Origin of the sequence: Bacillus sp. FJAT-42315 (assembly GCF_002797375.1) — a bacterium.
Classification (GTDB): domain Bacteria; phylum Bacillota; class Bacilli; order Bacillales; family Domibacillaceae; genus Bacillus_CE.
Map to the genome: position 1 here is coordinate 2,560,632 of NZ_KZ454941.1, position 14,141 is coordinate 2,574,772.

Annotated in this window: 19 protein-coding genes; 4 read left to right on the forward strand and 15 right to left on the reverse strand. The window is 38.5% G+C overall.

Annotation, left to right across the window (positions count from 1 at the left end):
• Positions 1 to 6 precede the first annotated feature (6 nt).
• The 3 genes from CEF22_RS12500 to CEF22_RS12510 all read right to left on the reverse strand — a co-directional run bounded on the left by CEF22_RS12500 (position 7) and on the right by CEF22_RS12510 (position 1,648).
• A complete protein-coding gene (locus CEF22_RS12500) occupies positions 7 to 762 on the reverse strand; it encodes an enoyl-CoA hydratase/isomerase family protein (RefSeq protein WP_100403125.1) in 756 nt (251 codons plus the stop codon).
• A gap of 118 nt (positions 763 to 880) precedes the next feature.
• A complete protein-coding gene (gene rpmF / locus CEF22_RS12505; protein ID WP_094834941.1) occupies positions 881 to 1,054 on the reverse strand; it encodes a 50S ribosomal protein L32 in 174 nt (57 codons plus the stop codon).
• Between the two features lie 66 nt (positions 1,055 to 1,120).
• Positions 1,121 to 1,648 carry a YceD family protein gene (locus CEF22_RS12510; protein WP_100403126.1) on the reverse strand — a complete coding sequence of 176 codons (528 nt, stop codon included), beginning with the start codon at positions 1,646 to 1,648 and terminating at the stop codon, positions 1,121 to 1,123.
• Positions 1,649 to 1,838: 190 nt separating this feature from the next.
• On the opposite strand from CEF22_RS12510, the gene CEF22_RS12515 reads away from it, so the two are divergent.
• Positions 1,839 to 3,038 (forward strand): nucleotidyltransferase, encoded by a 1,200-nt coding sequence (locus CEF22_RS12515; RefSeq protein WP_100403127.1) that lies wholly within the window; start codon positions 1,839 to 1,841, stop codon positions 3,036 to 3,038.
• Positions 3,039 to 3,081: 43 nt separating this feature from the next.
• On the opposite strand, the gene CEF22_RS12520 is transcribed toward CEF22_RS12515, so the two are convergent.
• The gene (locus CEF22_RS12520; protein ID WP_442857408.1) at positions 3,082 to 4,119 is read right to left on the reverse strand and encodes a SepM family pheromone-processing serine protease; all 1,038 of its coding nucleotides are present in this window, start codon (positions 4,117 to 4,119) and stop codon (positions 3,082 to 3,084) included.
• Positions 4,106 to 4,900: a patatin-like phospholipase family protein gene (locus CEF22_RS12525; protein WP_100404002.1), complete on the reverse strand. Its 795-nt coding sequence runs from the start codon at positions 4,898 to 4,900 to the stop codon at positions 4,106 to 4,108. The genes CEF22_RS12520 and CEF22_RS12525 overlap by 14 nt, the downstream gene beginning before the upstream one ends.
• A 179-nt stretch (positions 4,901 to 5,079) precedes the next feature.
• Here CEF22_RS12525 and ylbJ point away from each other — a divergent pair, with 179 nt between their 5' ends.
• Positions 5,080 to 6,285: a sporulation integral membrane protein YlbJ gene (gene ylbJ / locus CEF22_RS12530; RefSeq protein ID WP_100403129.1), complete on the forward strand. Its 1,206-nt coding sequence runs from the start codon at positions 5,080 to 5,082 to the stop codon at positions 6,283 to 6,285.
• 56 nt (positions 6,286 to 6,341) lie between these two features.
• On the opposite strand, the gene coaD is transcribed toward ylbJ, so the two are convergent.
• The 3 genes from coaD to CEF22_RS12545 all read right to left on the reverse strand — a co-directional run bounded on the left by coaD (position 6,342) and on the right by CEF22_RS12545 (position 9,108).
• Complete coding sequence (gene coaD / locus CEF22_RS12535) at positions 6,342 to 6,827, reverse strand: pantetheine-phosphate adenylyltransferase (RefSeq protein ID WP_095480244.1); 486 nt, start codon at positions 6,825 to 6,827, stop codon at positions 6,342 to 6,344.
• A gap of 12 nt (positions 6,828 to 6,839) precedes the next feature.
• On the reverse strand, positions 6,840 to 7,397 hold the full coding sequence (gene rsmD / locus CEF22_RS12540; protein WP_095480243.1) for a 16S rRNA (guanine(966)-N(2))-methyltransferase RsmD: 558 nt from the start codon (positions 7,395 to 7,397) through the stop codon (positions 6,840 to 6,842).
• Positions 7,398 to 7,692: 295 nt separating this feature from the next.
• Positions 7,693 to 9,108: a stalk domain-containing protein gene (locus CEF22_RS12545; protein ID WP_100403130.1), complete on the reverse strand. Its 1,416-nt coding sequence runs from the start codon at positions 9,106 to 9,108 to the stop codon at positions 7,693 to 7,695.
• 223 nt (positions 9,109 to 9,331) lie between these two features.
• Between CEF22_RS12545 and CEF22_RS12550 the strand changes: the two genes are divergently transcribed.
• Positions 9,332 to 9,721 (forward strand): DUF7147 family protein, encoded by a 390-nt coding sequence (locus tag CEF22_RS12550; protein WP_100403131.1) that lies wholly within the window; start codon positions 9,332 to 9,334, stop codon positions 9,719 to 9,721.
• A gap of 26 nt (positions 9,722 to 9,747) precedes the next feature.
• Here CEF22_RS12550 and CEF22_RS12555 read toward each other — a convergent pair whose 3' ends face one another.
• From CEF22_RS12555 to CEF22_RS12580, 6 genes are all read right to left on the reverse strand, one after another.
• The gene (locus CEF22_RS12555) at positions 9,748 to 10,023 is read right to left on the reverse strand and encodes a YlbG family protein (RefSeq protein WP_094834930.1); all 276 of its coding nucleotides are present in this window, start codon (positions 10,021 to 10,023) and stop codon (positions 9,748 to 9,750) included.
• An 88-nt stretch (positions 10,024 to 10,111) separates the two neighbouring features.
• A complete protein-coding gene (locus CEF22_RS12560; RefSeq protein ID WP_100403132.1) occupies positions 10,112 to 10,576 on the reverse strand; it encodes a YlbF/YmcA family competence regulator in 465 nt (154 codons plus the stop codon).
• 38 nt (positions 10,577 to 10,614) lie between these two features.
• Entirely contained in the window at positions 10,615 to 11,013 is a 399-nt protein-coding gene (locus tag CEF22_RS12565; RefSeq protein WP_100403133.1) for a hypothetical protein, read from the reverse strand.
• 65 nt (positions 11,014 to 11,078) lie between these two features.
• Complete coding sequence (locus tag CEF22_RS12570; RefSeq protein ID WP_100403134.1) at positions 11,079 to 11,351, reverse strand: YlbE-like family protein; 273 nt, start codon at positions 11,349 to 11,351, stop codon at positions 11,079 to 11,081.
• Entirely contained in the window at positions 11,348 to 11,710 is a 363-nt protein-coding gene (gene ylbD, locus CEF22_RS12575) for a spore coat protein YlbD (RefSeq protein WP_100403135.1), read from the reverse strand. The genes CEF22_RS12570 and ylbD overlap by 4 nt, the downstream gene beginning before the upstream one ends.
• 96 nt (positions 11,711 to 11,806) lie before the next feature.
• Positions 11,807 to 12,841 (reverse strand): CAP domain-containing protein, encoded by a 1,035-nt coding sequence (locus tag CEF22_RS12580; protein WP_232726114.1) that lies wholly within the window; start codon positions 12,839 to 12,841, stop codon positions 11,807 to 11,809.
• Between the two features lie 333 nt (positions 12,842 to 13,174).
• On the opposite strand from CEF22_RS12580, the gene CEF22_RS12585 reads away from it, so the two are divergent.
• A complete protein-coding gene (locus tag CEF22_RS12585) occupies positions 13,175 to 13,534 on the forward strand; it encodes a YugN family protein (RefSeq protein ID WP_095479796.1) in 360 nt (119 codons plus the stop codon).
• 83 nt (positions 13,535 to 13,617) lie between these two features.
• Here the strand turns inward: CEF22_RS12585 and CEF22_RS12590 are convergent, their stop codons facing one another.
• On the reverse strand, positions 13,618 to 14,079 hold the full coding sequence (locus CEF22_RS12590) for a DUF420 domain-containing protein (RefSeq protein WP_095479795.1): 462 nt from the start codon (positions 14,077 to 14,079) through the stop codon (positions 13,618 to 13,620).
• Positions 14,080 to 14,141: the final 62 nt, after the last annotated feature.

Below are 14,141 nucleotides of genomic sequence, written 5' to 3' on the forward strand. Positions count from 1 at the left end.
AATTTTTTATTTCTTATTTAAAAAGCTAACGACAGCCTCATGATGAGCTTCCGCCTCCCAAAGAATCGCACATTGCCTAATCTCCTGTTCAACTCTCCCCCGAAGATCACTAGACGCCCATTTTCGAATTTGTATTTGCTTATAGGCAGATAATACCGAGCTATGAATAGTAGCTTCGTTCTGTAAAAACCGCTCGACGACTTCCTCATTGATTTTATCAACTACTCGATGAATGAAACCGATATGGACTAATTGCTCGGCGCGATAAGTAACCGCTTCCGATAATAATTTTAATGCATGATAAGGAGCGATTCGTTCAAACAGCAGCGTTCCTCCACCCCAACCGGTTGTAATCGCTAAACTTCCTTGAATAAAGCCCATTTTTGCTCCCGCTTTGGCGATTCGGAAATCACAAGCAGTGGCAATTTCACAACCGCCACCAACCGCCGTTCCATTAATTAACGCAATCGTCGGCTTTGGTAAAATCGTCAGTTCGTACAAAATTTTGCCCATTTTCGAAAGCATGCTATATGCTTCCTCTTCTGTTCGTAGCGCATGAAAAACTGATAAATCCCCACCTGAACAAAAGGCTTGCTTTCCTTCTCCTGTAATCACTAACGCTCGAACATCCGGTTCTTTCGCACGTTCAATCGCTTGGCTTAACCCTTCCATCACTTCAAAATTCACAGCGTTTCTTTTTTCTGGTCGCGTAATTGTAAATTCTAAAATGCCATTATGTAATCGTTTCATTTGAAAATCCATCAACCATCCTCCCCCTTTCACTCATTGTAGCCTTAATCTATTGAAATCTTCAATAAAAAAACGTGAAGAGCCATGGTCTCTTCACGTTTTTTTATTAGGATCGAATAAGTAAACAAAATTATTTGCTTACAACTTCTTTTCCTTTATATGTTCCGCACTCTTTACAAACACGGTGAGCCAATTTCATTTCACCACAGTTCGGGCATGCTACCATACCAGGTACTTGTAATTTGAAATGCGTACGGCGTTTGTTCTTTTTAGTTGTAGAAGTTCTTCTAAAAGGTACTGCCATTATTTCCACCTCCTTAAAAGAGATTGTAAGTATATGAAGCCAGAATTAGCTGGTACTTCTCAATTTTCATTCCTCATTTGATTTGAAAAAATCAGCCAGACCTGCTAATCGCGGATCGACCTTTTTTTCTTCTTTCGGAAGTTGCTCTTCACTATGATACTCCCAGCCTTTCCCTGATGGAATAACATGCTGATCAGCATCCTCGCTCAACACCTGCATCGGTACTTCCAAAAGAATCGCTTCTTCCAAAATTGGTGCTAGGTCAATCACATCTCCTTGCACCTTATGAATCTCATCTTCATCCCCATATTCACTGAACAAAGATGGCTTCAACAAAAATGTTTCAGTCATTTGAAAATCAAACGGGTATTCCACATCAACAAGTGTTCGCGAACAAGGTAAAATCATTTGACCTTTCACTTGCAAATGAAAGGTAACTTTCTCCGAACTGATGTCCGTACGCCCCGTTACATGAACAGGAGCTACATTTCGAATTTGAGGATCTCGATTTTTCAAGACACTCATATCTACAAGCTCATCAAGAATCAAACCTTTATCACGAAACTTTTGTAATTGAATAATCGACCATTTCATCACTATCACCTCAAGGCAACAAAAGTAATTATAGCTTTCACAAAAACGTTTGTCAATATATTTTCTTTACACACTGAAAAGCGCAAGCGGACGTTTAGACTCGAAAAGCGGAGCTATTGACAACTAAAACACAGTAAATGACAATAATAACATCATCAATATTAAATAACTATAACAGAGGAACGATTAAATGAAAACAGTTGGTATTGTTGTTGAGTATAATCCTTTTCATAACGGCCACTTATATCATGCTCAAAAGGCACGAGAAACAGCCAATGCTGATGTCGTGATCGCTGTGATGAGCGGACATTTTTTGCAGCGGGGAGAGCCCGCTCTCATTCATAAATGGGCACGCACCCGAATGGCGCTTCAAAATGGGGTTGATCTCGTTGTTGAATTGCCTTATGCCTTCTCCACGCAAAAAGCTGAAATTTTTTCTTTTGGAGCCATTTCGATTTTAAAGGAATTAGCTTGTGATTCCTTTTGCTTCGGTAGTGAAAATGGGCAAGTTGAGCCTTTTCTAGATACTTTAGAAATGATCAATTCGGCGGCTCCAACCTTAAACCCATTAATCCATTCCTATATGAAGGAAGGATATAGCTTTCCGAAAGCACAGACGTTAGCAAGAGAACAACTATTTCAGGATTCTCTCTCACTTGATTTATCGATGCCTAACAATATTTTAGGTTATCATTATGTACAAGCGAATGATCGATTAACGGAGCCCATGCAGCCGCTTACGATTAAACGCCAGCAAGCTGGCTATCACGATGAAAGCTTAGCATTTGACAGCATCGCTAGTGCCACAGGCATACGTAAAGAAATAGCAGATTCTAAACATGTATCATCGATTAAAAGATTTGTCCCTGAAAGTACATTGACGGAACTGACACAGTATCATAATGAACATCACATTTTCCATAGCTGGAGCATGTACTGGCCGTTATTAAAGTATCGACTACTGTCCGCTTCCATAGAGGAGCTACAATCGATTTATGAAATAACAGAAGGGATCGAATTCCGTTTAAAAGAGACAGCTCGCCACGCCCCTAGCTTTATCGATTTTATGGAACAAGTCAAAACAAAACGCTACACTTGGACACGAATTCAACGAATGCTCGTCCACATCCTCACGAACACAACGAAAGAAGAAATGAAAGCAGCGATGGCATCTATCCGTTATATTCGCCTATTAGGAATGAATGGGCACGGACGTGCGTATATGAAAACCATCAAAAAAGAGCTCTCACTCCCTCTCATTGCTAGGGCGGCTGCTCATAAAGAGTTACTCGCTTTAGATATGAAAGCATCTGATGTATATATGCAAGGTGTGCAAACGCCTCAGCTCTTAAATAGCGAATTCACGCAGCCTCCTATTTTACTGCCATAAAGAATGAGCTGACACTTTTTTCATAAAGGTCAGCTCATTGATTTTAACTAGCTATTAAATAGTCCAAAGCATCATGAAAGGTTTTCACAGGAATAATTTTCATATGTGTTCCTATTTCCTTAGCCATTTCAACAGCCTCATCGTAATTAGGCTTAATATCAGGAATATTTCTTTTTAATTCAGGCGTGATTTCATCATTGGGTGCAAAAAATATTTCCGCTCCCGCACGATCAGCAGCCACTACTTTTTGTTCAATTCCGCCAATACGGCCGACGTTCCCATCTGCGTCGATCGTGCCAGTGCCTGCAATTCTTCTGCCTTTCGTAATATCTTGCTTCGTTAATTGATTGTAAATTTCTAAACTAAACATTAAACCTGCTGAAGGACCGCCTATTGATTCTGTTTTCAATTGTACTTCCGGTGTGCTGATTAATTTCTTTTGATCCGTTAAACTAATCCCAAGACCTGCTTTATTGCTGTTATTGGCGAAGCTTTTTAGTGCAATTTTTTTCTGTTTTTCTTCCCCGTCGCTCACAAATTGGATCGTCACTGTATCACCTGACTGCTTAGCTTGCACGTAATCGGTAAATTGTTTAGACGATTCGAGCTTCTTTCCATCAATGCCTACAATCCTATCACCCGCCTGAACGATTCCTTCTGCTGGCATTCCTGGAAAAACACTCAACACATATACTCCTTCATAAATGTATTTATAAGGTTTTTTTGCCGCATCAAAAGCGACTTGAATCGCCTGTTGTTGAGAGCTATCCATTAAATACTTTTGTCTAATATTATATTCTTGATCTGTTTCGTGAGGACTACGGACATTCTCAATAGGAACCACTTCTTCATAATCAAGCCATTGAGCCATCGCATAAGAGATCGGTGTTGCCTCTCCCATTTTAATGGTCGTCAACATGAGCGTTCCCTTCGCTTCGTTGCCTCCCGTTACTTTCACAATCGGCGCTAGCTCATGAGCATCCCCAGGTTTCATGACATAATAGGGAAGCTTAATGAAGGAAGTCGCAATAATAGTTAATAACAAAATGAAGGCAACTGAAGTTAATTTATTTTTCATGATGTAACTCCTTCCACTTCTCAACCTGTTCAATAATATCAGGCATTCTTTTTTTCGCCTCTTGCTCTCCTGCAGCAATAATATCTTGAATATTCGTAAATGCTTTAGAACTATACATTTCCACAGGTGGGCGAATCATCACATTTGAAGCAATTTGCCTATTTTCAATAATCTCCAATTGCAAAATATCAATACTTTGCATAATCACATCAAAAATAGTTTGAATCTCGGCATTTTTTTTGACAGAAGAGACATCTACTCCAATCACGATGTCTGCACCCATCTCTTTTACAACTGAAACAGGCACGCGATCAATCACTCCGCCATCAACAAGCAAGCGTCCATTGACTTTTTCGGGAACAAAGATCCCTGGAATCGCAATACTGGCCCGAACAGCATCTGCTACAGAGCCTTCCGTAAACACAACTTTCTCCGCCATTTGAATATCTGTCGCGACAATTGCCACAGGAATATTTAAATCCTCAATATTTTTCCCATGAGTTAACACTTGAATGAAACTTTTTATTTTCTTTCCAGCAATTAACCCCATTTTCGGGAAGATAAAGTCAAGAAAGTATTTTCTTTTAAACGCTTTCGACAATTTGTATAGCTGCTCCATATCCTGCCCTGCTGCATATAAACTCGCGACAAGCGATCCCATACTGCTGCCTGCGATCATATCGACTGAGATATTAGCCTCTGTTAATGCTTTCAAAACACCGATATGGGCAAACCCTCTAGCTCCCCCTGAGCCAAGAGCTACTCCTATTTTTGGTTGTTGCAAATTTTTCCCCTCCATCTCAGGATTTCCTAATAAGCTATGGTCTATTTCTAAATGATATGAGTATATTGAAAAAAACAGGACAAGTGTATAAATGATTTTGAATTAATCATATTGTACCTGAACTATATGGTGAATCCCAGAGCGGAGCTGTCTATGTACAGGATAGGAGGTAATGAAGGTTGACCGCTTCCCAAATAAAGACCCTTCTTTTAGCGTTTTTCATTAGTCTGTTTGCTTTCTCATTAATAATATTCCCGAAAATTTCCTTCGAGGCATCTATTAGAGGATTAAATATGTGGTGGGAAATCGTTTTCCCCTCATTGCTTCCTTTTTTTATTTTATCAGAAATGATGATTGGTCTTGGAGTCGTCAGCTTTATTGGTGTGTTGCTTGAACCGCTGATGCGCCCACTGTTTAAAGTCCCAGGAGCAGGTGGGTTTGTCTGGGCAATGGCCATGGCTTCTGGTTTTCCTTCAGGGGCTAAGCTAGCCACGCGCTTAAGACTAAATGGAGAGCTAACTCAAACGGAAGCTGAACGGCTCGTTTGCTTTACTAACTCTTCTAATCCTTTATTTATTTTCGGAGCGGTATCTATCGGCTTTTTTTACAACCCTCATTTAGGGATTTTGCTCGCCAGTGCTCATTACTTAGGAAATTTCTTCGTCGGATTGACGATGCGATTTTACGGAAGTGACGAAAAGAAAAAAGCAGGTGATACTCCCCCCTTCTCTTTCTATAATGCCTTTTCTGCTATGCATCAAGCACGCCTGAAGGACCGGCGACCGATCGGACAATTAATGGGGGATTCTGTCCTTTCTTCTGTTCACACGTTGCTGATGATTGGCGGATTTATTATTCTATTTTCTGTCATCAACAAGCTATTATTTCATTTGCATATTACTTCTTTATTAGCTGCTGGAGCGGCTGAAGTCTTTCGATGGCTTCAACTACCTTCTGAGCTCACTATTCCTTTTATCGCTGGTATATTTGAAATTACGCTTGGGAGTCAAATGATTAGCCAAATTCAAGATAGCACCCTTTTACAGCAAGCCATTGTCACGAGCTTTATACTGGCTTTTAGTGGGTTGAGTGTGCAAGCACAAGTGGCCAGTATTTTAGCGGAATCAGATATTCGTTTTCGCCCATTCTTTTTTGCTAGAATTCTTCATGGCTTGTACTCTGCTTCTATTGCTTTCATTCTTTGGGGACCCGTTTATGAACGTTCAGTTAAAAACAGTGGTACCCTTCATTCTCTGCCGGTCATTAACCTTCAGCACTCACCTATGAACGACATGATCATTTTACTCAAACAATACGGACCGCTACTTACGATTATGATGCTAACGATGTATACGATTTTGTACATACGTACAAAAAAGCAATAAAAAACACCTAGTTTCTCTGTATTTACTAGAGAAACTAGGTGTTTATGTAAACTATGTTAAGTGTGTTGATACTTCTTTTTTAACGCGATTTCAACTTCTTTTGGAACAAGGTCTGAGATGTTGGCGTTATATTTAGCTACTTCCTTAACAATACTTGAACTTAAGAAGGAATATTGACTATTGGTCATCATGAAAAAAGTTTCTACATGATTATCTAGCACTCTGTTCATGGAAGTGATTTGCATTTCATATTCAAAGTCTGATACAGCTCGCAAACCGCGCAAAATGGCATTGGCATTTACGCTTTTTGCGTACTCTACCAACAAATCGTTGAAGTGGTCCACTTCTACATTCGGCAAATGCTTTGTAACTGCCTTAATAAGTTCTAACCTTTCGTCCACTGAAAAAAGTGGCGCTTTAGAAGAATTACTTAAAATGACCACATAAATCTTATCAAAAATTTTCGCTCCTCTTTGAATAATATCTAGGTGTCCATTTGTAATTGGGTCAAAACTTCCCGGACATACTGCAATACTTGCCATTAACGCTCCCCCTTATTTATCTGACCATTCAAAAATTGATACACGAATGATGCCATACGTCTCCACTTTCACTTGCTGCAATTGCCCAATCATCTCGGGCAAAAAAATATCAGAGCCGTGCTCACAAACGATAAACCCATCAGAAGCTAACAACCTTTTTTCCTCAATCCATTTTAAAAGCTTCTCTAGCTGTTGTTTTTTGTACGGCGGATCTAAAAAGATTCCGTCAAAAACAAGTTCTCGTTTCGTAATCGCTTTAAGCGCTCTCTCGGCATCATTGCGATACACTTCACAACAATCAGTATAGCCACACTTCTCTACATTCCCCTTCACCGTTTGAACCGCTTTCATGTCACGATCAACAAAGATCATATTCTGAAAACCTCTACTTAATGCTTCGATGCCCAATCCACCGCTACCGGCAAACAAATCAAGCCCGAGTCCACCAGAAAAATAAGGACCAATCATATTAAATATGGATTCCTTCACTTTATCCGTTGTTGGCCTCGTATCTCGACCTGGCACGGCTTTTAATGGGATTCCTTTTTGCTCACCTGAAATTACTCTCATCATTCATTCACCATTCATAAAGATTTTCTCATTCATGTTAACACAATTCTATGACTGAATCTAGATCATTTCCATTTCTTCGTATTTGACTAATTTCTTTCATTACTAGTTTAAAAAAACAGAAAGCGGGTCATACTATTGATAACAACATCACTCGGGATGTTGTCGATCACGGAGAAAGCATAATTCCCCATATGCCTTTTCTCCGGTTTCTCCTCTCCCTTTTCCTTCTGTCTAACTGTTGACAATAGAAGGAACCTGCTGATTGTTTTCAGCAGGTTTTTTGTTGTTTTTATTACAAATCAAGCGGATCAATGACAATTTGATCATCTTGCTCATTAACAGAAACTAAAAATATTTTTTGAAGCCAAGTGTCTTCAATGTATAGTTCACCATTATAAGTGGCTAATGCATTTTCATATAGTCCATAGTCCTCCTCATTCAAAATAAAACGATGCTGATCAAGGTCAAAACGATACGTATCTGCACCTTTGTTCACAAGTAATGATTGACTATTAGAAAGTGATTTCACATCAAATCCAAGCTGACGTAATATCGACTGGAATGGAAATAACAATACTCCTTTTTGATTAATCGCTTTAAACGTCATTACCTTTCCATTCACTATGACTGAACGAGTATCCGCAAAAAGCAACGGCTTGATTACGCTCTTTGCGTCATGATTTTCCTGAAAGAAGTGCGTTTCTAGTCCTTTCACCTCAGAAAGCATTCGATCTAATTGCTCTGCTGTCATCGGTTCACCCTTCATTTGTAAAACCTCAACTTTATATGTCTCTTGTTCTTCGGGCGTTAATTGCTGTTGTAAGTACTGATACATTTTTTGTGACTTTTGAGAACCAAACGCACGGTTAAGCTCAAGGGCAACCATTATTTCCGCCAACCACTCCTCCGACTCCTTAAAGCGATACTTATTTTTCATATCGTTTAATTGGATTGTGTTAACGAGTTCTGCCAACTGTTGACTATTATTTAAAATATGAAAATGATCAGATGAATAAGCAGCATGCTGATTCGTTACAATAATTGTTTTTCGCTTAGGAATATCTAAGCTTTTTAATGAACCAACTAGCTGTTCAGGAGCTTTTGTTTCAGGTGGCATGTATAAAGCTAAATTTACCCCTGCATTCACATCGACTAACGGACCTGATTGCCAATAAAGTACATCAGCTTCTCCATTTCCTTGAAACTCATAATAGCTGATCAGATCTTTTTTTTGTCCGCCTGTAGTTTTCAATCCTGAATACCAGTTACCCGTTCTTAACTTCTTATCTGTTAAATAAATCGATGTTTTTTTAATTTCTGTTTCCTTCACTTTAACAAACCAATTCGTCAACAACATCGAAGACTTAACAGGAGGTGCATTTAACGTATATGAAACGGTAAATGTGTGATCTTTAGGGATGATCATCGCACTTAGTCCGTTCAAGGAGCATTTCCCTTCCTTCGTCTCACAACGCATTTTTTTTGCATCGATAGGAAACACAAGCGTTAGCGGCTTATCGATTTGTAAATGATGAAATGTTTGTTGAATAGCAAACCCTTGCTCTGAATAAATGATTTGAATTTCCTGTTCAAGCTCATTGCCACCAAGCGCTTTAGAACTTCCTTCATATCCGTTCCATTGTACAAATATTATTCCCCCGGAAATAATCATTAAAAACAAACTAAATAACAAGGCTTTTTTTACCATATAAACTTCACCCTAACTAGTCATATATTCACACTTATAAGATAGCAAACTCTTGATTAAAAAAGCTATTCTTTATTCATATTTATTGTATTTTTGGTGAAAGGTCATAAAAGTACCCACTAAAAAAAGGATTTAATGATCTTTTTTATTAGAGTGGTTGAGCTTTATGATAGGGAGCGGTACAATGAATAAGGAATTTTCTTAAAAGAATGGAGGGTATCTTTTGATCCAACGATTTATCGAGCTTGGTGAGGGGTATTCAGATTTATATGAACTCATCGAAATCGCTCAAAATAATAAACACCGTTTACGCCATATGCTCGCCTTGCATTCGGTTATAGAGGATAGGTCCGTCACTTCACTTATCGTTGTGCTAGAGCCGACAAATCCAGGTAACTTTCAACCATTGTATATATGTCGAGAGGGGATTCCTCACCCGGTTTCTACCCCTAGTCAGCGCTTTGATTTATTTCAGGAAGCTGCTGAATCGTTAAATAAAGTGATCATTCAATTTGATGTCAAACCTTCTACGATTTTTGCAGAAAAAACATTGTATTATCAATATTTGATTGGTATTTTGAGACTAAATCACTATATTCCGCCGTTAAATTAAAAAAAGCAGGAAAAATTCCTGCTTTTTTAAACGCCGATTTTATAATCATATTCTTTCGCTTTATCTGGCTTAGAATTTTCATATTCAGTTTTCAAAAATGGTTTAAAAGACGGCTCTACCTTTTTTACGAATGAAAGAGAGTTCAATTTCTCCATGATCTTTTCTATCTCTTCTTGGTTACAATAAACTACCGCATACTTCATTCGCTTTGATACGTAATGTACATTTCCATATTTGCGCAACGATTTAACGGGCTTCGTATGATGAAGCCAAACAATCACAGCCTGCCGTTCGATAAACATATAATCTCCCTCAACTAAATACTTTTTCATTAAGTCTAGCACAGAAGGAAAAGTATTAGCAACCATCACTCACTGAATCCGATGGCATCTACGCTGAGCAACCACAGCTTCCACCACTCCCACAACCTCCGCCGCAGCTAGAACCCGCCGAAAAGAACGGATTACCAGTAGGAACTTTAATGGATTCAGAAACAGACCGCCCTAAAAGCGTACTGATTTCGTCCAACAGTGTTTGCAATTCTTTCTCTGCCACACGGAAGGCTGCGACATTCTCATCTAAATCCATGTCACGTTTTGCCTCTCTGATCTCTTTCATTACACGGCTATAGTCCGGATGATAACGACCAAACCGTTGGACTTCCTCATAAAGATCTTTTAGGCGGCTAAACCGTTGTATCTTTTCTCTTGTTTCAGATGTTGTATATAAAAGCGAATAACATACTCGGTACTTTTCAGCAATATCTGAAAGCAAGACCATTTGGCCGAGCTGTTCCGCTTGCTCCATCGTATGAATCTTTTCTAATGTAGCTGTAAGCAATATGCCCACCTCCATTCCATTATATTAACATATTCCCCTCAAAAGAAAAATATTTATGGAATGGTTACATGAAAGGTTTTCTCATATCCGAGAGGCTGATTCCTCTCACCCACAAGTTTCACATCAATTGTATGTTTACCTGAAGCTAAACCTTTGACAATAAAAGCAGCTGTATCATAGCTTTTATAAAACGCTCCATCTATATAAACCGCTGCACGCCCCATTACCTTGCCCTGTCTTCCTTCCGTTGAAAACGAAACATTCTCCACAATACACTCAACAAATAACTGTTGTCCTTTTAACATATGACTGACCGTCCAATGATGATTTTCTGTTCCTTCTGCTTCTACTTCTTTCACTTCTGGAACAGTTGATAACGCTTCTGGTTTAGGAAAATTGAGCTTACAACCAGTTAACATCACGAAAACAATCGCTACAATCCATAGCCTCATGCTCTACACTCCTCATCTTTTTGTTTTAGTGTGAACAAAAAGAGGCGTTTTTATTGATCATTTTTTTATGACTCTGTCGAATTTGTAGCTTCTGATGAAGTTGGTGTGGGTATTTGTGAATTCATCATCGAAAATAAAGCTGAAGCTAATAACAGCCCATCATTGACTCGTTCTACTTGATGCGGGAACGTCTTTTTATAATAATGAAGGCTCGCTCGTTCAAACTTCTCTAAATCATACGGATTTCTACTTAACAGTCGATACCAGATCGGTTCTTTCCTTAAATAGGCTAACCATTCTTTATTGTTATTGATTTTCCCCATAACTTCCTGTCTCAATCTAAGTCCCTCCTTTTTGAAGGCAAAAATGGATCTCTTCTCTCTTTTCCCTGATCAACCAAGTCTGCAAGAATTAATTGAATGGTTTCCAATATTGATTGGCATTCAGCCACGTAACTATTCCACTTCTTTGCATCCAGAGACCCAATCGTCTCTACTATTTTTTCACTCCAACTAGAAGCTTCATCTGTTTCTCTCTCCTGCTTTTCTTCATCAACTACTTCACCCGTTTCATACCACTCTTCAAACAATTGTTGTAAAGTTCGCTTTCTTTCCCTCACCATTCTTTTTAATCCCGGTCGCTCACCCATATACTTTTTAAATTGTTGTACTTCTGGATGTAATGCATTCTTCTCCACGTAGCATCCCTCACCCGATAAATTTGCTACTATTACTTTATGGACTAGAGGATAAAAAGTGAAAAAGAATTCATCATAAAAAGGTAGCCTAAACGGCTACCTTTTAGTGACAAAATTTTGCGTATAATATTTGCGATAAACGCCCACTCCTAAGAGAGAGTACTCTTCTTCTAATAGCGCTTCTCGATGATCTTCCGAATTAAGCCAGCCTTCCACAGCAGCTGGTCCATCTATATAATTAGCTGCAATATTTTCACCCGCTGTTTGAAATGCGATATTCGCTTTCGTTAACCGGTCACCTAAATCACCTGCAGAAGGAGATTCATGTGCGAAATATTGCTTCTCAAACATATCCTTACTATGCAATCTAGCCACATCTGCTACATCTGGCGCCCACATTAATTGATTGAGATCAAATCGATCACGAATCATATTCGTCAAATCTAGTATTTGCTGTTCATTTCCTGCTTGAACCTTCTCCCAAACAGAGGGTGGCGGTTCAGGGACTGCTGGCAAATCCCCACGATAAACCATTTCATACGGGCGTTGCTTAAGCAAGCTATCTTTTGTTAAAAAACGAACACTAGAAAGCGTTCCAGTAAATTTATCAATATATAATTGCGCATAAATATCACCTAATGGAATCAGTGGACGAATATTAAAATCTTCCTCTGACAGTTCAAATCGGTACGTGCCTTCCTTCATATTAATAACAATTTCTGTATTCAATAAATTAGTACGAAAAATTTCAGCCGATTGTTGTCCGATCTTAAAAGGAGACACATCTGTTTCACCTGTAGCAAAAGCCGATACGACCTTATTTCCTTCTACACCAAATTGAACATATTGGTGATCTTTTTTATAAATCCACCATTCATACCCGTAAGCAGACAAGTCTTTGCGGATAGGCTCACCATACGTCTTAATTAATACGTTAGCTTCTTTTCCTAAAAGTGCTCCAACACCCGTCCCAGGCTTCTTAGCAATTGGAGAAGGCTCTGACTGACTCTTTAATTCTTCTTCTATATCATAATCTGGCTTTGGAGGAGAAAGACTCGTTGAATCTTCAAGCACTCCTTTTTCTTCCATTGCTTGATTCGTATATAAACCAACAATTAAGATGATAGACATCACGATTAATATTCTAATTGCCGATCTCAGAATGCAACCCTCCTTTCCTTTCATCTATACAAATAGCGTCCCCATTTTATACTGATATTATAACACTTTATCTAAATAGACGCATACGAGAAGATAACAACTACATTAGGGAATATGCTCCTATAAGTTTCTCCTCTTCGGCAAATACTTGAACACTCGTTGAATAATCGTGTAAAATTAATCTTTTCATTCCCTTCAATACATTGCAAGAAACTTATTTTTAGACTATTATTAAAATGAAGTAAGTGCGTAAGTAAGCTATGCATAAGGGCATATGCGAAGAAGCTCAGGAGGGAATCTTTTATGAAATTTGAAAATACTGGTTTAGAAAATTTACAACTAGATTTTAACCGCTTAGAGTACATTTTAAGTTCACACGGATTGGTTCATGCTGGACAATGGGATTACGAGAGAGTCACATTCGATCGCAAATTTGAATTAAAAGAAGGTACATACTATTTACGCGTATTAGGCTTTGCTACTGAAGGTGATATCGGCGGTGGAGAAGCAGTTATTCAATTAATGACTCCATTATTAGGAAAACATTACTATCCTCATGGAGTAGAATATGGAGACGGTGAACACTTCCCAACATCTCTAGTAGAAACTTGTGAAAAGCTACTTGCAGATATTAAAAACGAAATTACTCCATTCGTTATTTAATTTCATCTTTAAAAAGTGCTAGGAAAAGCTCCTAGCACTTTTTCTTTTTAAACAAAATAAAAAAGCAGGAGTACCCCCCCTGCTTAAAATCCTAATATCGCCTTAATAACAGATGTTGTCTCTCCACCTTTATATAGAACATATAAAAGGCAATAAACAGCAACACCCGTAATCGCTGTAAAAAACCAAATGACACTAGTGATCGGTCCCAGTTTTTTATGCTTAATCAAGTTATTTTTTAAACCAGTAAGAAGGGTCACAATGCCGAAAACAGCACCTGTTGTCGCTAAAATAATGTGAAAGACTAGAAAGGCTGTGTAATAAATTTTAATCTCATCTGGTCCTCCAAATGCTGTATTTCCCACAAAAACAGTCCGACTGACATAAATAATGAAAAAGATCAGCGCAAAAACAGCTGCCATTAACATCGTTTTTTTATGCTGCTCAATTTTTCTCTGTTTAATTTGCGCCCAACCAATCGCAACAAAAATCGCACTTAACACGATAAATGACGTACTAATTGTAGGCAGGATAGGTAAAGACATATTGTATCCTCTCTTCCGTATGTATAGGGGCAATCAACCTTTAGATTACCCATTTTACAAAA

Coding starts and splice junctions, on each gene's coding strand:
- CEF22_RS12500 (WP_100403125.1), bottom strand. CDS start 762: ATGGATTTTCAAATGAAACGATTACATAATGGCATTTTAGAATTTACA.
- rpmF (WP_094834941.1), bottom strand. CDS start 1,054: ATGGCAGTACCTTTTAGAAGAACTTCTACAACTAAAAAGAACAAACGC.
- CEF22_RS12510 (WP_100403126.1), bottom strand. CDS start 1,648: ATGAAATGGTCGATTATTCAATTACAAAAGTTTCGTGATAAAGGTTTG.
- CEF22_RS12515 (WP_100403127.1), top strand. CDS start 1,839: ATGAAAACAGTTGGTATTGTTGTTGAGTATAATCCTTTTCATAACGGC.
- coaD (WP_095480244.1), bottom strand. CDS start 6,827: ATGGCAAGTATTGCAGTATGTCCGGGAAGTTTTGACCCAATTACAAAT.
- rsmD (WP_095480243.1), bottom strand. CDS start 7,397: ATGAGAGTAATTTCAGGTGAGCAAAAAGGAATCCCATTAAAAGCCGTG.
- CEF22_RS12545 (WP_100403130.1), bottom strand. CDS start 9,108: ATGGTAAAAAAAGCCTTGTTATTTAGTTTGTTTTTAATGATTATTTCC.
- CEF22_RS12555 (WP_094834930.1), bottom strand. CDS start 10,023: ATGTTTATCGAACGGCAGGCTGTGATTGTTTGGCTTCATCATACGAAG.
- CEF22_RS12560 (WP_100403132.1), bottom strand. CDS start 10,576: ATGGAGGTGGGCATATTGCTTACAGCTACATTAGAAAAGATTCATACG.
- CEF22_RS12565 (WP_100403133.1), bottom strand. CDS start 11,013: ATGAGGCTATGGATTGTAGCGATTGTTTTCGTGATGTTAACTGGTTGT.
- CEF22_RS12580 (WP_232726114.1), bottom strand. CDS start 12,841: ATGTCTATCATCTTAATTGTTGGTTTATATACGAATCAAGCAATGGAA.
- CEF22_RS12585 (WP_095479796.1), top strand. CDS start 13,175: ATGAAATTTGAAAATACTGGTTTAGAAAATTTACAACTAGATTTTAAC.
- CEF22_RS12590 (WP_095479795.1), bottom strand. CDS start 14,079: ATGTCTTTACCTATCCTGCCTACAATTAGTACGTCATTTATCGTGTTA.